Consider the following 19,718-nt stretch of genomic DNA (forward strand, 5'->3'; position numbering starts at 1 on the left):
GAAGCTCAGTACCGTCGAAAGATCCAAATATCAGCGCGCATTCAGCGCAACGAGCAACTGTACCCAATGCAACCTCACTCATGCTCCTCTATATAGATAGAAGAACATTCGGGCTCCATGAAAACGCAAAGCCAAGCAATACCCATCGAACCGACTGCATTGCAAGACAGGAAGCTGAGGATCGGTTCAGAAGCAATGAGCCATCCACGAGACACAACCAGCCTGCGCCGCTTCAGCAACTCAAAGAGGTATGAAAACAACAGAAAGCGATAATCAACCGTGAGGCCGGCGGACATCAACAAAGAAGGTTTTGTATAGATGGTGTCCCAGGGCAGGTTCGAACTGCCAACCTTCCCCTTAGGAGGGGGATGCTCTATCCAATTGAGCTACTGAGACACACGCGTTGTCGCTTGCAGACGCTGCGCGACAGACGGCGAGCATGTTAACGGCCGAACCCTGATTTGTCATGTCGTCCGTAGGGCATTTTAAGTGTAGGCAGGCGCCCCGCAATCTCGAAGGGCAATTTACCGTGCAATTTGCATCATCTCAAAATAACCGTCATTGCACATTGCAATGCGCCATTTTTTAAGACGCCTCTTAAATGCTTGTTTTTAAAGGACTTAACAGCGGTTAAACTGTTGGCATGACGACTGCTTCGCCTGTTCTGCAGAAGAACGATCGGAGATCAGTCTCATGAACCGCACCCTCTTGCTTGCAAACGCGATCGCTTTAGCGATTCTGGTGGCTTTTCACTTTGCCCCCGAGAGCACTGAACCGGTTGCACAGCGTATGCCGCATTACTTGCAGGTACAAAAGGCGCCACAGTGGGCAGTGCTGAGTGACCAGGGCAGCCACTCACAGGAAGTCAGCGCGCCCCTCGAGACGTCGCAAGCCAAATCGATCGATCGCCTGGTGTTTTGATTCATCTTCAGGAGTACAGCATGTCCAAGTCAGCGGCAGGTTTTTTGATCCTCGCCTTAATGAGCGGCGCCCTGCATTTTTCGCTATTCGAACAAACCGAAGTCACCCCGCCCCTGATCGGTTGCGCCGTTTTTGCAGTGTTGTTCTTGCTTGCACTGGCAGCCGGCCGCAAGTTCAAATTTGATCCGGTACTACGTTGAGCTTCACCCACTCCACAAAGTGATCAGCGGCCACCGCCAACTCGCCAGAGTTATCGAGCTGGAACACAGGTCTGCTGATTGACCTCCTTTCCAGGAACAAGGTGTTGCGAGCAAGCCTGGCATTGATTTGCTCAAGCGTCTCTCGTCCACGCTTAAGCAGACGCTCCCGCAACACCTCTTCCCTGACTGTCAACAAAACCGGCAACAACGTCGGATAATCCTCCAGCGCTTGACGCAGATTCGCGCGCGATCCGCTTACCAATACGTGGCGCCCTGCTTTCAACCATTGGTCTATTTCAGCAGGAATACCATAGGAGAGTCCGTTTGCCTGCCATGACAATGAAAACTCACCGGCGCGTCGGCGTCGATCAAACTCCTCAGGAGTGACACTGAGCGCATCCTCCCCCACAGATTCCGCCGACCGAGTAATGACGCGACGCATGACCTCACAATCCAGCAGATGCAAACGCTCACGCACAGCCTCGATGAGACTGTCCTTGCCCGAGCCGGATGGCCCCATCAGATAAATAAGCTTGCCATCCATCCTGAAAACGCCCCCCAGCAGGTGCACGCCCCTAGTAAATCGGCCATTTGCCACTATCCTGTACAAGGTAAGGAACAAGGATTCTAGCCGCATAGCATGCACGGTCTGACGCCTTCGGGCATCAGCTCCTGCACATCAGGACGCGGTCAGCGATACGGGCCGACGCATTCTTTTCAAACCAGTCCGCATTTCTGATAATTGGTGCTGGCATTACGCCTTTACCCGGATCAATATTTGTCACAGAATTGACGCCAATGATCTGGCAATTTTGAGGCATGATGCGAGCCTCTTAACAATTCAGGTTGAACCATTTGGCGCGGATGCTTGTCCTACGACTCATCCTGCGGCCAATCCCGAGAACCGCTCCCCTGAACTAACCGGTTAAATATATGCGCCCATTGAAACAGGCAATTTATTCCAGCCGTACGGCTGACAAGTTCGTCGTACGCCTGCCAGACGGAATGCGTGAACGCATTGCCGAGGTGGCTCGCAATCATCATCGCAGCATGAACTCCGAGATCATTGCGCGCCTTGAGCAGAGTCTTATTCAGGAAGGCGCACTGGGCGAAGAGCTGAGCATGCGCCTCGACAGCCCGGAGCTTTCGCTGCACGAACGCGAGTTACTGCAACGCTTCCGCCAACTCTCCCATCGCCAGCAGAACGCACTGGTTTCTCTGATCGCCCACGACGCCGAAATGGCCGCAGACGCATCCTGAGTCAAATCGAATATCTCAAGCCAGCATGAATGCTGGCTTTTTTTTGCCCGCAATTCGGGAATTCAAGGACGAAAAAAAGCCCGCCAATTGGCGGGCTGTTCGATACAGGAAATCAGAGCAGGAAAATCGTCGCCAACCCCAGGAAGATGAAGAAGCCGCCACTATCGGTCATGGCCGTAATCATCACACTGGCCCCCATTGCCGGGTCTCGCCCCATCTTGGCCAACGTCATCGGGATCAACACCCCCATTAAAGCCGCCAGCAACAGGTTGAGCGTCATCGCTGCCGTCATCACCACACCAAGCGACCAACTGCCGTAGAGCATGTAAGCCACAACACCAATCACCCCACCCCAGACCAGGCCGTTGATCAACGCAACGGCGAGCTCCTTGCGCATCAGACGCGAAGTGTTGCCCGTGCTGACCTGATCGAGCGCCATGGCGCGAACGATCATGGTGATCGTCTGGTTACCGGAGTTACCACCGATACCCGCCACAATCGGCATCAGAGCAGCCAGCGCCACCAGCTTCTCGATCGACCCTTCGAACAGGCCGATCACCCGCGACGCAACGAACGCCGTGATCAGGTTGATCGCCAGCCACGCCCAACGGTTGCGCAGGGATTTCCAGACGGAAGCGAAAATATCTTCCTCTTCCCGCAGACCCGCCATGTTGAGGACTTCGCTTTCGCTCTCCTCACGAATCAGGTCGACCATTTCGTCGATGGTCAGACGGCCGATCAGCTTGCCGTTCTTGTCGACCACCGGTGCCGAGATCAAGTCGTAACGCTCGAACGCCTGCGCGGCGTCGTAGGCGTCTTCGTCCGGGTGGAAACTCACCGGATCGCTGGCCATCACTTCGGAAACCTGTTTCTCCGGATCATTGACCAGCAATCGCTTGATCGGCAGCACGCCCTTGAGCACACCGTCGTAATCGACCACGAACAGCTTGTCGGTATGACCCGGCAGCTCTTTGAGACGGCGCAGGTAACGCAGGACCACTTCGAGGCTGACATCCTCACGGATAGTCACCATCTCGAAGTCCATCAGCGCACCGACCTGCTCCTCGTCGTAGGAGAGGGCCGAACGCACACGCTCGCGTTGCTGCTGATCCAGAGTCTCCATCAGCTCATGGACGACGTCTCGCGGCAGCTCGGAGGCCAGGTCAGCAAGTTCGTCGGCATCCATGTCCTTGGCAGCAGCCAGGAGCTCGTGATCGTCCATGTCGGCGATCAGGGTTTCACGGACGGAGTCGGATACTTCGAGAAGAATGTCGCCGTCGCGATCAGCCTTGACCAACTGCCAGAGCGTCAGACGATCGTCCAGCGGCAGGGCTTCAAGAATGTAGGCAACGTCGGCGGAGTGCAGATCATCGAGCTTGCGTTGCAGCTCGACGAGATTTTGCCGGTGGACCAGGTTCTCGACCCGGTCATGATGTGCGCCTTCCTGGCGGTGAGTCAGGTCTTCGACGACTCGTTGGCGCTGCAGCAGCTCAACGACCTGAGCCAGGCGATCCTGCAGGCTTTCCTGTGTTTTCTTTACTTCGATTTCGGACATAGGCGAACTCCACTCCCAGCAGCGGGGCACGCCGGAAGGATCAATCAGTCAATTCATGATTGGTAAAACGGGGTACTGAGTAACTACTGGGTAAGTCCATGGAGGTTTTCCATAAGCCCCGGCGGGGCTGACGGGCGCAATGATACACCGCCTGACGGTTTTAAACGTTAAAAATCTAGGCTGAAACAAGCGCTTGCGAGACAAAGCTGAGCACTGTCCTGACTCTTCAGACTCCGACGACTCATCCTGAAAAGAAAACACACCGGCAGCGAAAAAACTGCCGACTACGCTTGAAAGGGATCGTCATGGAGGACGCCGAATGCCATCGAAAACATCCCGACTCATGCTGACCACCCTGCTCTGCCTCCCGTCCACAGGGAACACAACGACAATTCACCGCTGCGAAGCTGCCGACGGTAGCCTCACATTCACAACGCTGAGTTGCGCGAACAATGAGCGCCTTTTACTCCAGGAGGTACGCCCCTACTCGCCCGGCTCGACAGTGGCACTGATGCCCGAAGCCCGACACGAAGAAATATCCGGTATGAATATCAGAAAGCGAGAAATGGCCGTCGTAGGACGCACCCAAGACAAATGCGGAGATCTGATCGACGCGCGACAGAAGCGCGAAGCAATCATCAATCAACGAATCATCGCCGGAATGAGCCAACAGGATGTTGAAAGCGCTCTGGGAAAGCCTGACAAGATCAGCATCCGCAATTCGGCAACGACTTATCGTTACGACCTCAAGCGAGGCCGCAGTGCTCAGGTCGATTTTGATGAGAAAGGATGCGTGACTGGAAAACTCAAATCCCGGACAGCAAAAAGCCCGCGTTAAACGCGGGCTTTTTGGTATATGGTGCACTCGACAGGATTCGAACCTGTGACCGCTCGGTTCGTAGCCGAGTACTCTATCCAGCTGAGCTACGAGTGCAATTTGTGTTTTTAGACCAGACCACAACTGGCTGAAGCCAAGTTATTTACATTGCTGCAACTAACTCTTAAATGGTGCACTCGACAGGATTCGAACCTGTGACCGCTCGGTTCGTAGCCGAGTACTCTATCCAGCTGAGCTACGAGTGCATTTGTGTTTGTTAGACCAGATCACACCTGGTTGAAGCCGAGTCATTTACATTGCTGTAGCTGACTCTTAAATGGTGCACTCGACAGGATTCGAACCTGTGACCGCTCGGTTCGTAGCCGAGTACTCTATCCAGCTGAGCTACGAGTGCATTTGTTGCGCCGCATTATAGCCCGTCTAATCTCTATTCCAACCACTTTTTCTATTAATTTCAACAACTTACAGAAAAAGCCAGATTACAACGTACTAAGCAAATAATGGCGGAGAACGGGGGATTCGAACCCCCGACACCCTTGTGAGGTGTACTCCCTTAGCAGGGGAGCGCCTTCGGCCACTCGGCCAGCTCTCCGCAACACGGGGCGTATCTTAACCAACCTTTTCCCCGTTTGCAAACATAAAAATCAATAAAAATTAATGACTTGGTTCTTCGTCCTTCTCTTTCTTTATACGCAGGTAGATTTCCTCACGGTGCACGGCGACCTCTTTCGGGGCATTGACGCCGATACGCACTTGATTTCCTTTGACGCCGAGCACGGTCACGGTGATTTCGCCATCACCGATAATCAGGCTTTCTGCGCACCGACGAGTCAGAATCAGCATACCTTTCTCCTCACGCGAATCATTTCAGGGACAACAGTCTGCAAAAAAAAGGCACCCGACCTACAACCGGAGCGATCGTAGCCCTACATGCCTGAGTATTGACCAGCGCGAGCAAAAGAACAGTTCAGGGCTCGCGCCATTCAAAAAATAAAGGGCGCGGTCAGACCGCGCCCTTTATTGACCAGGATTACTCGCCCTGACGGGCTGGAGCATCCAGTTCGAAAGCCGTGTGCAGGGCGCGCACGGCCAGTTCCAGGTATTTCTCTTCGATCACGACGGAAACCTTGATTTCCGAAGTCGAGATCATCTGGATGTTGATGCTTTCCTTCGCCAGGGATTCGAACATGCGGCTGGCCACGCCTGCGTGGGAACGCATGCCGACGCCGACGATCGAGACCTTGGCGATCTTGGTGTCGCCGACGACTTCACGGGCACCGATCTCGCGAGCGGTGTTTTCCAGTACGGTCTGCGCGGACTGGTAGTCGTTGCGGTGCACGGTGAAGGTGAAGTCGGTGGTGTTATCGTGCGCGACGTTCTGCACGATCATGTCGACTTCGATGTTCGCGGCACTGATCGGGCCGAGAATCTTGAACGCCACGCCCGGGGTGTCTGGCACGCCACGGATGGTCAGCTTGGCTTCATCGCGGTTGAAAGCGATGCCGGAAATGATCGGCTGTTCCATGGTTTCCTCTTCATCAATAGTAATGAGGGTGCCCGGACCCTCCTTGAAGCTGTGCAGTACGCGCAGCGGAACGTTGTACTTGCCGGCGAACTCCACGGCACGGATCTGCAACACCTTGGAACCGAGGCTGGCCATTTCCAGCATCTCTTCGAAGGTGATCTTGTCCAGACGCTGAGCAACCGATACCACACGCGGGTCAGTGGTGTAGACACCATCGACGTCGGTGTAGATCTGGCACTCGTCAGCCTTCAACGCAGCGGCCAGCGCCACGCCGGTAGTGTCGGAACCGCCACGCCCCAGGGTCGTGATGTTGCCGTGCTCGTCGACGCCCTGGAAACCGGCGACCACAACCACACGGCCAGCCTTCAGGTCACCGCGAATCTTCTGGTCATCAATCTGCAAGATACGCGCTTTATTGTGCGCACTGTCCGTCAGGATCCGCACCTGGTTGCCGGTGTACGACACCGCCGGCACACCGCGCTTGATAAGCGCCATGGCCAACAGGGCGATCGTCACCTGCTCACCGGTGGAGACGATCACGTCCAGTTCACGTGGAACCGGTTGATCTTCGCCACTGATTTGCTTGGCCAGATCGATCAGACGGTTGGTTTCGCCGCTCATTGCAGACAGCACAACCACCAGGTCATCGCCGGCATCGCGGAATTTCTTAACCTTGTCGGCGACCTGCTCGATTCTCTCGACAGTGCCGACCGAGGTGCCTCCAAATTTCTGTACGATCAAAGCCATTTCAAAGCCGCCTCTGCCCATGAAGGGCGCCCAATAATCACTCGAACAGCCGCCGGGCCCGCCACTAGACTGCGGGCCCGACAGACCGTCTTATAAACCCTGCTCGACGAATGGAACGGTCAGCGCCAGTGCACTATCCAGTGCGCCGGCGTCGACACCGCCGCCCTGCGCCATGTCCGGACGACCACCGCCCTTCCCGCCCACTGCCGCAGCAGCCTGTTTCATCAAATCACCGGCTTTGAGTTGGCCAGTCAGGTCCTTGGTCACGCCTGCAACCAGTACGACCTTTTCCTCATGGACACTGCCGAGCAGGATCACTGCGCGACCGAGTTTGTTTTTCAGCTGATCGACCAGCGCCAGCAGCGCCTTGCCGTCCTGACCATCCAGTCGCACGGCCAGCACCTTCACGCCTTTGACGTCCACAGCCGAAGCCGACAGATCGTCGCCGGCGGCAGCAGCGGCCTTGGCCTGCAACTGCTCGAGCTGCTTCTCCAGCGCGCGGTTGCGCTCCAGTACAGCCGACAGCTTGTCGATCAGGTTTTCGCGGCTGCCCTTGACCAGGCTGGCCGCTTCCTTGAGTTGTTCTTCAGCAGCGTTCAAGTAAGCCAGCGCCGCAGCGCCGGTGACCGCTTCGATACGACGCACACCCGATGCCACACCGCCTTCGCTGATGATTTTCAGCAGGCCGATGTCGCCAGTACGGTTGGCGTGGATACCGCCACACAGCTCGACGGAGAAATCGCCGCCCATGCTCAGCACGCGTACGTTGTCGCCGTACTTCTCGCCGAACAGCGCCATGGCGCCCTTCTGCTTGGCGGTTTCGATGTCGGTTTCTTCGGTTTCAACGGCGGAGTTCTTGCGGATCTCGGCGTTGACGATGTCTTCCAGCGCTTTCAATTGCTCTGGCTTGATCGCTTCAAAGTGGCTGAAGTCGAAACGCAGACGCTGACTGTCAACCAGCGAGCCTTTCTGTTGAACGTGATCGCCCAGCACTTTGCGCAATGCTGCATGCAGCAAGTGCGTGGCCGAGTGGTTCAGCGAAGTGGCGTGACGTACGTCGGCTTCGACATGGGTTTCCACCGGCGCGCCAACAATCAGGCTGCCCGAAGCCAGCACACCGTGGTGCAGGAATGCGCCGCCGGTCTTGGTGGTGTCGCGCACGTCGAAACGGCTGTTGCCGGCCTGCAGGTAACCGCAATCGCCAACCTGGCCGCCGGATTCGGCGTAGAACGGCGTCTGGTTCAATACCACAACACCTTCCTGCCCTTCACTCAAGACGTCCACCGACTGGCCATCTTTATAGAGAGCAACGACTTTCGCCGAACCGCTGGTGGCGTGGTAGCCGGTGAATTCGGTATCGACATCAACCTTGACCAGGCTGTTGTAGTCCAGGCCGAAGGAGCTGGCGGAACGTGCACGGACGCGCTGGGCTTCCATTTCACGCTCGAAACCGGCTTCGTCGATGGTCAGGCTGCGCTCGCGGGCGATGTCCGCGGTCAGGTCCATCGGGAAACCGTAGGTATCGTAGAGCTTGAACACTACGTCGCCCGGAACCACGTCGCCTTTGAGCTCGGCCAGATCCTGCTCGAGGATCTTCAGGCCCTGCTCCAGGGTCTTGGCGAATTGCTCTTCTTCGGCTTTCAGTACGCGCTCGATGTGCGCCTGCTGGGATTTCAGCTCAGGGAACGCTTCGCCCATCTCGGCCACGAGTGCAGCAACGATCTGGTAGAAGAAGCTGCCCTTGGCGCCCAGCTTGTTGCCGTGACGGCAGGCGCGACGAATGATCCGGCGCAGCACGTAGCCACGGCCTTCGTTGGACGGCAGCACGCCGTCGGCAATCAGGAAGCCGCAGGAACGGATGTGGTCAGCCACGACTTTCAGGGACGCCTGATTATCGTTGCTGCAACCGATGGCCTTGGCCGAAGCGGCCAACAGGCTTTGGAACAGGTCGATTTCATAGTTCGAGTGAACGTGCTGCAGCACGGCACTGATCCGCTCCAGGCCCATGCCGGTGTCCACCGACGGCGCTGGCAGCGGGTGCAACACGCCATCGGCGGTGCGGTTGAACTGCATGAACACGTTGTTCCAGATTTCGATGTAACGGTCGCCGTCCTCTTCCGGCGAGCCCGGTGGGCCACCCCAGATGTCGGCGCCGTGATCGTAGAAAATCTCGGTGCAAGGACCGCACGGGCCGGTATCGCCCATGGTCCAGAAGTTGTCGGAGGCGTATGGCGCGCCCTTGTTGTCGCCGATGCGCACCATGCGCTCGGCCGGCACACCGACTTCCTTGGTCCAGATGTCGTAAGCCTCGTCATCGCTGGCGTAGACGGTGACCCACAGCTTTTCCTTCGGCAGGTTCAGCCACTTCTCGGAGGTCAGGAAGTTCCAGGCGTAGGTGATGGCATCACGCTTGAAGTAATCGCCGAAGCTGAAGTTACCCAGCATTTCGAAGAAGGTGTGGTGACGGGCGGTGTAACCGACGTTTTCCAGGTCGTTGTGCTTGCCGCCGGCGCGCACGCATTTCTGGCTGGAGACGGCGCGGGTGTACGCGCGCTTTTCCTGGCCCAGGAAGCAGTCCTTGAACTGGTTCATCCCCGCGTTGGTGAACAGCAGGGTTGGGTCGTTGCCCGGAATCAAAGAGCTGGAGGCTACACGGGTGTGGCCTTGCTCTTCGAAGAAGCGAAGGAAGGCTTCACGGATTTCTGCGCTTTTCATTAGGTTCTTCCACGGAGGCTGCGGCCAAAGGCCTGTACGAAACGTCAACAGACGAAACGACGGCAAAGGGCCGCATTATATCGGCCCTGCGCGCGGGGTACAGCGTGTTTATACGATAGAAACGGTCAATTGAGGGGCTAACGCTGTCACTTGCGCGAAAACTCGACGAATGTCGCGATCACTTGCTCGATTTGCGAGCGATTGACGTCCATGTGCGTGACCATCCGCAGACGGGCGGCAGCGCTCAGTTTGATCCCGCGCTCGGCGGCAAACGCCTTGATCGCTTCGGCACGGTCACCCATCTGCACGTAAACCATGTTGGTCTGCACCGGCTCGACGGTGAAACCGGCCTCGCGCAGGCCTTCAGCCAGAAACTGCGCGTTGGCATGGTCATCCGCCAAGCGCTCGACGTTGTGATCCAGCGCATACAGCCCCGCTGCCGCCAGCAGGCCGGCCTGACGCATGCCGCCTCCGACCATCTTGCGCAGGCGCCGTGCCCTGCCGATCAACTCGGCCGAACCACACAGCACGGAGCCGACCGGCGCGCCAAGGCCTTTGGACAGGCACACCGACACCGAATCGAAATGCTGCGTGATCTCACGGGCATCAACCCCAAGCTTGACGGCGGCGTTGTACAGCCGCGCACCGTCCAGATGCAGCTGCAGGCCATTGTCTCGAGTGAACTGACGTGCCCGGGCCAGATACGCCATCGGCAACACCTTGCCCTGCATGGTGTTTTCCAGTGCCAGCAGGCGGGTGCGGGCGAAGTGAAAGTCGTCAGGCTTGATCGCCGCTGCCACCTGATCCAGATCCAGCGAACCATCGGCCTGCACTTCCAGCGGCTGTGGCTGGATCGAACCGAGCACCGCTGCGCCGCCGCCCTCGTACTTATAGGTGTGCGCCTGCTGGCCGACGATGTACTCGTCACCGCGCTCGCAGTGCGCCATCAAACCCAAAAGGTTGCTCATGGTGCCGGTCGGGACGAACAGCGCAGCGGCAAAACCCAACCGTTTTGCCAGTTCGGTTTCCAGACGATTGACCGTCGGATCTTCGCCATACACATCATCCCCGGTGGCCGCCGCGGTCATCGCGTCGAGCATGGCGGGAGTCGGTTGGGTGACGGTGTCGCTGCGAAGATCGATAACGCTCATGAACCTGGCCTCTGGTCAGCAGGGGAAATCCCTTTTCGTAGAGGAATTACTGCGGGCATGGCGCGGATTAATCAACCCTTGCGCAAGGAAAAGTCGTTTCCACGCTTCGAAAAATCCGATGGCAATCATCACAAAGGCGCGATGCACAGCCCGCCGATCTGTGTTAAAAACGCTGCGCCGCCCGATAAAGGGCGGCGAAACGTTCTCAGGGCGGGGTGCAATTCCCCACCGGCGGTAATTGCGCGCAATGCGCATAGCCCGCGAGCGCTTGGTGACGGACACGGCAAAACACCGTGAACGGCGGCAAGGTCAGCAGACCCGGTGTGATTCCGGGGCCGACGGTCACAGTCCGGATGAAGAGAGAACGGGATTGACGCCAAAGGGCCGTCCGCCGCGTTCGCGCGAGCGTGCGTACCCTTGAATCCCTTTCGATTCATAACGCCCTGTTTTTCACACAAACAGGAGTCAGAACATGCAACCCACCGCTATCGACAGCAAAAGCAAACACCCTCACGGCGAGCGCGTCGCGTTCATCCAGGCCTGCTGGCATAAGGAAATCGTCGATCAGAGCCGCAAAGGCTTCCTCGCCGAAATGATCGCCCAGGGTTATCAGGAATCGGACATCGATTTCTTCGAAGTCGGCGGCGCCTTTGAAATGCCTCTGCACGCCAAGCTGTTGGCCAAGACCGGTCGTTATGCCGGCATCGTCGCGGCCGCTCTGGTGGTAGACGGCGGGATCTACCGTCACGAATTCGTCGCCCAGTCGGTGGTCAGCGGCCTGATGCAGGTTCAGCTGGAAACCGAAGTGCCGGTGTTCTCGGTATCCCTGACCCCGCACCACTTCCATGCCGGCGAAGAACACTACAAGTTCTTCTTCGAGCATTTCGTGCACAAGGGTCAGGAAGCGGCGAAGACTTGCGTGGATACACTGCAGAAAGTGCGTGCGTTGCGCCGCACCGAGCCGCGTGCTGTAGCGGTCTGATGCAATAACGATCGCCCCCATGCACCGCGTGGGGGCGATTCAGTTTCAGGCGAGATTTTCGTCAGTGGTCGGCACGATCAGAATGCCTGCCCGCAGGCCGTTCTTGACCTTGGGGTTCGGGAAAATAATCCGCGCGCCCTGCTCTTCGATGATCCAGCGGGTATTGGCCAGATCTTCGGCCAGCACATAACCCACATCCAGTTCCGAAAAGTTTTCGATGTCCGCCGGCAGGTTCAGGCGGAACGAGTCGCTGTGTTTGATGATTTCCCGCGCCACGCTGAACAGTTGTAGACCGTCCAGGCCCTGCCCGGCCATCTCTGGCTCGGTGCCTTCGATGATCTGCTTCAGACGGGTTTCCAGCAGCGACACATTGACCCCGGCGTTCTGCCCGAACGGCCGCGCCTTGCCCAGTTCCAGGGTGAAGGACTCGGCACCGAGCTTGTCGTAGGTGTAGGAACTGAAGACGATCGACGGTTTGTTCTGCAACAGCACCGCCTCCATGCCGGCGGCGCGCAGGCGGGCCAGCTCCAGACGGGAATGCTGACGACCTTCCTTCCACGGATACAACGCGAACTGCTCAATCTTCGAACCACGAATCGCCGTGTGCAGGTCGTAGTGCAGACGCTGACGATCCGGCACGCTGAAGAAACTCGCGGCCAGGCGTTCCAGTTCGCAGGCGCGCAGGGCTTCGGAACCGCTGCTTTGTTCGTGACGGCCGTTGAACAGCCGATTGACGTCCTGCTCGATGAAACGCTCGCCCTTGCGAATCGCTTCCGGGTTGCCGAACAGGAACAGAATGCGTGCGCGCGGCTTCAAGTCGCCGCGGGCGATGTCATGCAGCAGCCGGTCGAGCAATTCGATCGGTGCCGTTTCGTTGCCGTGGATACCTGCCGACAGCAGCAGGTCCAGGCCATTGTCGCGCGCTTCGGGTGGCCGGACTTCCAGCGCACCCTCGCTCAGCCAGCGCATGCGCACGCCTTCGACAGTCAGTTGAGTCTTCTCCGCCGGTTCGCGGCCGGCGAGGGTCAGTTCAAGCAGTTTGCCGAGGGCGAGCATAGAGCGGTTTCCTTAGTGGTCGTGGTTGCAATCCGGGCCGTGCACGTGACCGTCATCGTCGCCGAGGTCAGCCGGTTCCATCTCCAGTTGCAGACTTACCAGATTAGTCGCCAATGGGCGCAGCAGCAGATTGGCGTACTCTTCGTCGCCTTCTTCGACGTCCACGCCAATCAGCAGCTGGCCGCGGCCGTCCTGCTGGATCCACAGCTCTTTGCCTTGCCACATGACCGCGACGCGGGTGCAGGAAGTTTCCAGTTGCTTGCCGTCGGTGTCTTCAAGGATCAGCCGCAGGGAATCGCTCATGTCTTTTTTACGCTCTGTTGGGGTGACAAGCCGCGCGCCGCGTTCAGGCGGCGCGCCGGCCATCAATTGATCTGGAATGGATAAACCGCGCCCAGTTTAAGGATTTGCGTCAGTTCATCCAGTGCCGTCCGGCATTCAAGCAGCAATTGCGGGTCCGCCAGGTCGCTTTCGCTCAGGCGGTCGCGGTAGTGCTTTTCAACCCATGCGGTCAACGAACCGTACAACGGGGCGGTCATGATAACCCCTGGGTTGACGGCCGCCAGCTCGGTTTCGTTGAGCGCGACGCGCAGTCGCAGGCACGCCGGGCCACCACCGTTCTGCATGCTTTGCTTGAGGTCGAATACTTTCACTTCGCGAATCAGGCCGCCGGAGCTGGTCAGGCCTTGCAGGTAATTCCACACGCGCTCGTTGCCACGGCACTCTTCCGGCACGATCAGCAGCATCGAACCGTCAGGACGCGACAGCAACTGGCTGTTGAACAGGTAGGAACGCACCGCGTCGTCCACGGTAACCGCCGAACGCGGCACACAGACCGACTGGAACTTGCCGCCGACCTTGGCCAGCTTGGCTTGCAGCTCGGCCAGCATGTTCTCGGTGTCGAGGAACGCGTCCTCGTGATAGAACAGCACCTCGCCGTTGCCCACCGCGATCACGTCGTTGTGAAACACGCCCTGATCGATCACCGCCGGGTTCTGCTGCGCGTAGACCACGCCGTCATCACGCAGGCCGTGCAAACGGGCGACCGCTTGCGACGCTTCAAGGGTCTGACGCGCCGGATATTTCTGCGGCGCCGGGTAACGGGTGTCAAAGGCACTGCGACCGAACACGAAAAACTCGACACCGGCCTCACCGTACTCACGGCAGAAACGCGTGTGGTTCGCTGCGCCTTCGTCGCCGAACTGCGCCACTGCCGGCAATGCGGCGTGGTGAGCGAAGTGCTGCTGGTCGGCGAACATCGCACCCAGCACACGACTGGTGGTCGGGTGCTCGATGCTGCGGTGGTATTTGCAGTTCAGGTTGGCGGCGGTGAAGTGCACGCGACCGTCAGCAGTGTCGGCACTCGGGCTGACCGTGGCGGCGTTGGCCACCCACATGCTCGACGCCGAGCAACTGGCGACCAGCAGCGGCATCGCTTCTTTTGCGGCGCGCTCGATGACCTGGGCGTCGGTGCCGCTGAAACCCAGACGGCGCAGAGCAGCCACGTCCGGACGTTCCTGGGGTGCGAGAACGCCTTGCTGAAAGCCCATTTCCATCAGCGCTTTCATTTTCGCCAGGCCTTGCAGCGCCGCTTCCTTCGGGTTCGAGGACTGCTGGCTGTTGCTCTGGGACGCAACGTTGCCGTAGGACAGACCACCGTAGTTATGGGTCGGCCCCACTAGACCGTCAAAATTGACTTCATAGGATTTCATCAGCGAGGCTCCACGAGAATCTGTTGTTATAGGCTTCAGTAACTATTCAGTAAGACCGCGGCGCGGCCATCGCTGGCAAGCCAGCTCCCACAGGGATCTCATCGCCCTTGTGAGAGCTGGCTTGCCAGCGATGGGCATCACGCCATCTTCACGCCAGGTGTCAGGGCCGCCGGCAAAACCAGGCTCGGGGTTTCCAGCGAGGCCACCGGGTACGCGCAGTAATCCGCCGCGTAGTAGGCGCTGGCGCGGTGGTTGCCCGAAGCGCCGACACCGCCGAACGGCGCACTGCTCGCAGCACCAGTCAGCTGCTTGTTCCAGTTGACGATCCCGGCACGGCTTTCCAGCCAGAACTGCTGGTAGCGTTCTTCGGAATCCGACAGCAGGCCAGCGGCCAGACCAAATGCGGTGTCGTTGGCTTCGGCAATCGCCGCCGCGAAATCGGCGTAGCGGATGACTTGCAGCAACGGGCCGAACAGTTCTTCGTCGGAGCGATCGACAACCGCCGTCACATCAACGATGCCCGGGGTCAGCAGCGCCGACCGGGCCTGTGGTTGATTCATTGCCAGCAGCGACACAGCGCCGTTGGCCAACAGATGCGCCTGGGCATCCATCAACGCTTTCGCCGCGCCGAGGGAAACCACCGAGCCCATGAATGGAGCAGGCTGTTGATCGAACGCGCCGACCTCGATGGTCGAACTGACGTCCACCAGACGCTTGAGCAGGCTGTCGCCCCACGCGCCTTGCGGCACCAGCAGACGACGGGCGCAGGTGCAGCGCTGACCGGCGGAAATGAATGCCGACTGAATGATCGTGTACACCGCAGCATCGAGGTCCGCGACCTGATCGACCACCAGCGGGTTGTTGCCGCCCATTTCCAGCGCAAGGATCTTGTCCGGACGACCGGCGAACTGCTGATGCAGGTGATTGCCGGTACGGCTGGAACCGGTGAAGAACAGACCGTCGATGCCCGGGTTCGCCGCCAGCGCGATACCGGTTTCCCGGGCGCCTTGCAGCAGGTTCAAGACACCAGCCGGAAGACCGGCTTCGATCCAGCACTTGACTGTCAGCTCGGCGACTTTCGGGGTCAGCTCGCTTGGCTTGAACAGCACACTGTTACCGGCCAGCAGCGCCGGCACGATGTGGCCGTTCGGCAAATGGCCGGGGAAGTTGTAAGGGCCGAACACCGCCACCACACCGTGGGGCTTGTGGCGCAACACGGCGGTGGCGTCGCCCAATGGGCCGCTCTTTTCGCCGGTACGTTCGCGGTAACTCTGCACCGAGATCGCGATCTTGTTGACCATGCTGGTGACTTCGGTCGCGGCTTCCCACAGCGGCTTGCCGGTTTCCTCACCGATGGTGTGGGCCAATTCGTCGGCGTGGTTTTTCAGCGCGGCGGCGAAAGCTTCGAGCACGCTGATGCGCTCTTCCAGGGTGCGACGGGCCCAGCCCGGGAACGCCTGACGCGCAGCCTGCACGGCCGACTCGACCTGAGCGGCAGTGGCGCCCTCTCCCGACCACAGCACTTGCTGGGTCACCGGGTTCAGCGATTGAAAGGCCTCGCCCTGACCGGCCAGCCACTCACCTGCGATGTATAGCGAATTCATTATTTCGACTCCCGGGCAGCAGACAACGCCACGGCGCGAACCTGATCGCCAGCGTTGAGTTGAAGACGTTTGGCGGTCAGCGGATCGACCACCAGCGTACCGGCGGCCAGACGGGCCGGCGCAGCCGTGATGCGGCAGTCTTCGCGTTTGCGGTTATGGATGATGAACGGCGTCGCATCGTCGCCCGGCGTGCCGATGGCCAGCACCAGCGCCTCGCTGTCACGCACCGCGCGGATCTTGCTGGTCTCGCATTCGATGGCGGGACCGGCGTCGAAGATGTCGACGTAACCCTGATAGCTGAAGCCTTCGCTCTTGAGCATCGCCAGCGCCGGCTCGGTGTCCGGGTGCACCTGGCCGATGACGTTGCGTGCGTCCGGCGACAGGAAGCAGGTGTACAGCGGGAATTTCGGCATCAGTTCGGCGATGAACGCCTTGTTGCCGACGCCGGTCAGGTAATCGGCCTGGCTGAATTCCATCTTGAAGAAATGACGGCCCAGGCTTTCCCAGAACGGCGAACGGCCGGCTTCATCGGACACGCCGCGCATCTCGGCGATGATCTTGTTGCCGAACAGTTCCGGGAATTCGGCGATGAACAGCATCCGCGCCTTGGACAGCATGCGACCGTTGAGGCCGGTGCGGTAATCGGCGTGCAGGAACAGCGAGCACAGCTCGGAGTTGCCGGTCAGGTCGTTGGCCAGGAACAGCGTCGGGATCTCACGATAGATGTTCAGTTCCTGCGAGGCGCTGACGGTCAGGCCGACGCGGAAGTTGTACCACGGCTCGCGCAGACCGACGGCGCCGGCGATGGCGGAAATCCCCACCACGCGACCGTTGTCGTCTTCGAGCACGAACAGGTAGTCCGCGTCGCCACGGCCGGCTTCACCGCGAAAGGTCTTCTCGGCCCAGCCGACCCGGTGGGTCAGGCGCTCTTCGTTGGCCGGCAAAGTGGTCAGGCCGGTGCCGGTGCTGCGGGCCAGGTCGATCAGAGCGGACAAATCGCTGCTGCGTACGGGACGAACAATCATGCTATCTCCTCAAACGGGCCGCCGTGGCCACCCGTGAAACTCGCTAAGGCGTTAAACCGCCACCAGGCGCACGCTGGCACCTTCACCGACGCCCAGGGCTTCGGCCGCTTCCAGATCCAGGGTCACCGGTTTGCCTGGCGCGTAATCCAATTCCAGCAATACCGCGCGGTAATCCTGCAACTGGGCATTGGCCACCAGATACTGGCGCCCGGCACCTTTGACCGGCTCGCCGATCTTCACCGGCACCACACGGCTCTGGGCGATCGAACGGATCCCCGAAACGCGCGCATGCAGGGTCGGGCCACCGTCGAAAATGTCGATGTAGTGATCGGTCTCGAAGCCTTCGCGCATCAGGATGTCGAAGGTGATCTGCGCACGCGGGTGCACCTGGCCCATCGCTTCCTGAGCGGAGTCCGGCAGCAGCGGCACGTAGATCGGGTAATGCGGCATCAGTTCGGCGAGGAACGTGCGGCTTTTCAGGCCACACAGACGCTCGGCCTCGGCGTAGTTCAGGTCGAAGAAGTTGCGACCGATGGCGTCCCAGAACGGCGAGTCGCCGTTCTCGTCGCTGTAACCGACGATCTCGGTCACCACCGAATCGGCGAAACGCTCCGGATGGCTGGCCACGAACAGCAGACGGCCACGGGAGTTGAGTTCGGCCCAAGGCGAACCCACCAGCTCGCGCTGCACGTAGAAACTGGTCAGCAGACTGTTGCCGGTCAGGTCGTGGCATTGCGAGAGCACGTGGATCTTGTTGTGGATCTTCAGCTCGCGGGAGGCGTGCACGAAGGTCTCGTTGCGAAAGCTGTAGAACGGCTCGGAATAACCGGCCGACGCGACGATCGCCGAGCAGCCCACCAGTTTGCCGGTGGCAGTGTCTTCGAGGACGAAGAAATAACTTTCTTCACCGTTGAAGCTCACTTCGGCGGCAAACGAGGCTTCGCTCGCGGCGATCTTGTCGCTCAGGCGTTCAACGTCATCCGGCAAGGAAGTGACACCAATCGGGCTGTCCGCAGCCAGACGCTGTACCTCGCCCAGATCAGCCATTTGCGTAGGGCGCATCACCAGCATGGTGTCACTCCTTTCTCTACTTCAGGTCGGCGAAAGCGCCGACTCGGGAAAAAAATGCCGGGCAGGCCCGGCACAGGAAATTTGTCCCGGCGCCTGTCGATGAAGACAGGCGCCGGGCGGTCTTGCATGAATCAGGCTTGGGTCAGTTTCGCTGCGGCACGTTCGAAGCGATCCAGACCGGCGTCGATGTCCGCGTCTTCAACCACCAGGCTCGGGGCGAAACGGATCACGTCCGGACCGGCCTGCAGAATCATCAGGCCTTCTTTTTCAGCGGCGTTGAAGATGTCCTTGGCCTTGCCTTTCCAGGCATCGCTCAGCACGCAACCGATCAGCAGACCGAGACCACGCACCTGGGTGAACAGGCCGTACTTCTCGCCGATCTGTTGCAGGCGGGTCTTGAACTTGTCGTGCTTGGCGTTGACGCCGTTCAGAACCTCGGGGGTGTTGATCACGTCGATCACCGCTTCAGCCACGGCGCACGCCAGCGGGTTGCCGCCATAAGTGGTGCCGTGAGTGCCGACGACCAGGTGCTTGGCCAGCGCTTCGGTGGTCAGCATCGCGGCGATCGGGAAACCGCCGCCCAGGCTCTTGGCGCTGGTCAGGATGTCCGGAACCACGCCGAAATGCTGGTAGGCGAACAGGTTGCCGGTACGGCCCATGCCGGTCTGCACTTCGTCGAACACCAGCAGCGCGTTGTTCGCGTCGCACAGTTCACGGGCGCCTTGCAGGTAAGCCAGCTCGGCCGGCAGCACGCCGCCCTCGCCCTGGATCGGTTCGAGAACGACCGCGCAGGTCTTGTCCGAAACAGCGGCTTTCAGTGCCGCCAGATCGTTGTACGGCACGTGGGTGATGCCGGTGATTTTCGGGCCGAAACCGTCGGAGTACTTCGACTGGCCGCCGACGTTCACGGTGAACAGCGTACGGCCGTGAAAGCTGTTGAGCGCAGCGATGATTTCGTACTTCTCGGTGCCGAAACGGTCGAACGCGACACGACGGGCCAGCTTGAAAGCGGCCTCGTTGGCTTCGGCGCCGGAGTTGCAGAAGAACACGCGCTCGGCAAAGGTGGCGTCGATCAGCTTGTGCGCCAGACGCAGGGCCGGTTCGTTGGTGAACACGTTGGACACGTGCCACAGCTTGTTCGCCTGCTCGGTCAAGGCACCGACCAGCGCCGGATGTGCGTGGCCCAATACGTTGACGGCGATGCCGCCGGCAAAGTCGATCAGCTCGCGGCCGGCCTGATCCCAGACGCGGGAACCGGCGCCACGCACCGGAATGAAAGCGGCAGGCGCGTAGTTGGGAACCATTACCTGGTCGAAATCGGCGCGTTCTACCGCAGCGTGCTCAACGGACATCGGA

Annotated in this window: 18 protein-coding genes, 5 tRNA genes and 1 riboswitch; of the genes, 5 read left to right on the forward strand and 18 right to left on the reverse strand. The window is 59.5% G+C overall.

Going from position 1 to position 19,718, the window contains the following annotated elements:
• Window positions 1-319 precede the first annotated feature (319 nt).
• Window positions 320-396, reverse strand: a tRNA-Arg gene (locus M5B98_RS08755).
• A 297-nt stretch (window positions 397-693) separates the two neighbouring features.
• On the opposite strand from M5B98_RS08755, the gene M5B98_RS08760 reads away from it, so the two are divergent.
• Both M5B98_RS08760 and M5B98_RS08765 read left to right on the forward strand, forming a co-directional pair.
• Complete coding sequence (locus tag M5B98_RS08760) at window positions 694-921, forward strand: hypothetical protein (RefSeq protein ID WP_248742483.1); 228 nt, start codon at window positions 694-696, stop codon at window positions 919-921.
• Window positions 922-941: 20 nt separating this feature from the next.
• Complete coding sequence (locus M5B98_RS08765; RefSeq protein WP_248742484.1) at window positions 942-1,121, forward strand: PA3371 family protein; 180 nt, start codon at window positions 942-944, stop codon at window positions 1,119-1,121.
• Here the strand turns inward: M5B98_RS08765 and phnN are convergent.
• On the reverse strand, window positions 1,096-1,665 hold the full coding sequence (gene phnN, locus M5B98_RS08770) for a phosphonate metabolism protein/1,5-bisphosphokinase (PRPP-forming) PhnN (RefSeq protein WP_248742485.1): 570 nt from the start codon (window positions 1,663-1,665) through the stop codon (window positions 1,096-1,098). The two genes, M5B98_RS08765 and phnN, sit on opposite strands and share 26 nt — an antisense overlap.
• 389 nt (window positions 1,666-2,054) lie before the next feature.
• Here phnN and M5B98_RS08775 point away from each other — a divergent pair, with 389 nt between their 5' ends.
• The gene (locus tag M5B98_RS08775; protein WP_003178899.1) at window positions 2,055-2,381 is read left to right on the forward strand and encodes an Arc family DNA-binding protein; all 327 of its coding nucleotides are present in this window, start codon (window positions 2,055-2,057) and stop codon (window positions 2,379-2,381) included.
• Window positions 2,382-2,493: 112 nt separating this feature from the next.
• On the opposite strand, the gene mgtE is transcribed toward M5B98_RS08775, so the two are convergent.
• Window positions 2,494-3,936 carry a magnesium transporter gene (mgtE, locus tag M5B98_RS08780; protein WP_085709728.1) on the reverse strand — a complete coding sequence of 481 codons (1,443 nt, stop codon included), beginning with the start codon at window positions 3,934-3,936 and terminating at the stop codon, window positions 2,494-2,496.
• A 319-nt stretch (window positions 3,937-4,255) separates the two neighbouring features.
• On the opposite strand from mgtE, the gene M5B98_RS08785 reads away from it, so the two are divergent.
• Complete coding sequence (locus M5B98_RS08785; RefSeq protein ID WP_248742486.1) at window positions 4,256-4,774, forward strand: cell envelope protein SmpA; 519 nt, start codon at window positions 4,256-4,258, stop codon at window positions 4,772-4,774.
• Between the two features lie 19 nt (window positions 4,775-4,793).
• Here M5B98_RS08785 and M5B98_RS08790 read toward each other — a convergent pair.
• The 8 genes from M5B98_RS08790 to ltaE form a co-directional block, all read right to left on the reverse strand.
• Window positions 4,794-4,870 (reverse strand) — tRNA-Arg (locus tag M5B98_RS08790).
• 72 nt (window positions 4,871-4,942) lie between these two features.
• Window positions 4,943-5,019 (reverse strand) — tRNA-Arg (locus M5B98_RS08795).
• A 72-nt stretch (window positions 5,020-5,091) separates the two neighbouring features.
• A tRNA-Arg gene (locus tag M5B98_RS08800) sits at window positions 5,092-5,168 on the reverse strand.
• Window positions 5,169-5,275: 107 nt separating this feature from the next.
• Window positions 5,276-5,366: transfer RNA gene (locus M5B98_RS08805), tRNA-Ser, on the reverse strand.
• 62 nt (window positions 5,367-5,428) lie between these two features.
• Window positions 5,429-5,617 carry a carbon storage regulator CsrA gene (gene csrA / locus M5B98_RS08810; RefSeq protein ID WP_002554426.1) on the reverse strand — a complete coding sequence of 63 codons (189 nt, stop codon included), beginning with the start codon at window positions 5,615-5,617 and terminating at the stop codon, window positions 5,429-5,431.
• Window positions 5,618-5,804: 187 nt separating this feature from the next.
• Complete coding sequence (locus M5B98_RS08815; RefSeq protein ID WP_007951048.1) at window positions 5,805-7,046, reverse strand: aspartate kinase; 1,242 nt, start codon at window positions 7,044-7,046, stop codon at window positions 5,805-5,807.
• A gap of 90 nt (window positions 7,047-7,136) precedes the next feature.
• Window positions 7,137-9,761: an alanine--tRNA ligase gene (gene alaS, locus M5B98_RS08820; RefSeq protein ID WP_085709726.1), complete on the reverse strand. Its 2,625-nt coding sequence runs from the start codon at window positions 9,759-9,761 to the stop codon at window positions 7,137-7,139.
• A 146-nt stretch (window positions 9,762-9,907) separates the two neighbouring features.
• Window positions 9,908-10,912 carry a low-specificity L-threonine aldolase gene (ltaE, locus tag M5B98_RS08825; protein ID WP_248742487.1) on the reverse strand — a complete coding sequence of 335 codons (1,005 nt, stop codon included), beginning with the start codon at window positions 10,910-10,912 and terminating at the stop codon, window positions 9,908-9,910.
• A gap of 197 nt (window positions 10,913-11,109) precedes the next feature.
• A riboswitch (FMN riboswitch) is annotated at window positions 11,110-11,282 on the forward strand.
• A 102-nt stretch (window positions 11,283-11,384) separates the two neighbouring features.
• Here ltaE and M5B98_RS08830 point away from each other — a divergent pair.
• Window positions 11,385-11,894 carry a 6,7-dimethyl-8-ribityllumazine synthase gene (locus M5B98_RS08830; protein WP_248742488.1) on the forward strand — a complete coding sequence of 170 codons (510 nt, stop codon included), beginning with the start codon at window positions 11,385-11,387 and terminating at the stop codon, window positions 11,892-11,894.
• Between the two features lie 45 nt (window positions 11,895-11,939).
• On the opposite strand, the gene astE is transcribed toward M5B98_RS08830, so the two are convergent.
• The 7 genes from astE to M5B98_RS08865 all read right to left on the reverse strand — a co-directional run bounded on the left by astE (window position 11,940) and on the right by M5B98_RS08865 (window position 19,714).
• The gene (gene astE / locus M5B98_RS08835; protein WP_119427938.1) at window positions 11,940-12,950 is read right to left on the reverse strand and encodes a succinylglutamate desuccinylase; all 1,011 of its coding nucleotides are present in this window, start codon (window positions 12,948-12,950) and stop codon (window positions 11,940-11,942) included.
• A gap of 12 nt (window positions 12,951-12,962) precedes the next feature.
• Window positions 12,963-13,253, reverse strand: a complete 291-nt coding sequence (locus M5B98_RS08840; protein WP_064598799.1) for a hypothetical protein — start codon at window positions 13,251-13,253, stop codon at window positions 12,963-12,965.
• A 62-nt stretch (window positions 13,254-13,315) separates the two neighbouring features.
• Window positions 13,316-14,662, reverse strand: coding sequence for an N-succinylarginine dihydrolase (astB, locus tag M5B98_RS08845; RefSeq protein WP_248742489.1), 1,347 nt, complete (start codon window positions 14,660-14,662; stop codon window positions 13,316-13,318).
• Window positions 14,663-14,799: 137 nt separating this feature from the next.
• Complete coding sequence (astD, locus tag M5B98_RS08850; RefSeq protein WP_248742751.1) at window positions 14,800-16,269, reverse strand: succinylglutamate-semialdehyde dehydrogenase; 1,470 nt, start codon at window positions 16,267-16,269, stop codon at window positions 14,800-14,802.
• A complete protein-coding gene (gene astA / locus M5B98_RS08855; protein WP_027612638.1) occupies window positions 16,266-17,291 on the reverse strand; it encodes an arginine N-succinyltransferase in 1,026 nt (341 codons plus the stop codon). The genes astD and astA overlap by 4 nt, the downstream gene beginning before the upstream one ends.
• A gap of 51 nt (window positions 17,292-17,342) precedes the next feature.
• Window positions 17,343-18,362: an arginine/ornithine succinyltransferase subunit alpha gene (gene aruF / locus M5B98_RS08860; protein ID WP_248742490.1), complete on the reverse strand. Its 1,020-nt coding sequence runs from the start codon at window positions 18,360-18,362 to the stop codon at window positions 17,343-17,345.
• A gap of 131 nt (window positions 18,363-18,493) precedes the next feature.
• The gene (locus tag M5B98_RS08865) at window positions 18,494-19,714 is read right to left on the reverse strand and encodes an aspartate aminotransferase family protein (RefSeq protein WP_248742491.1); all 1,221 of its coding nucleotides are present in this window, start codon (window positions 19,712-19,714) and stop codon (window positions 18,494-18,496) included.
• Between the last annotated feature and the right edge of the window lie 4 nt (window positions 19,715-19,718).

The sequence above is a fragment of the Pseudomonas sp. MWU12-3088 genome (genome assembly GCF_023242405.1).
Lineage (GTDB): Bacteria > Pseudomonadota > Gammaproteobacteria > Pseudomonadales > Pseudomonadaceae > Aquipseudomonas > Aquipseudomonas kribbensis.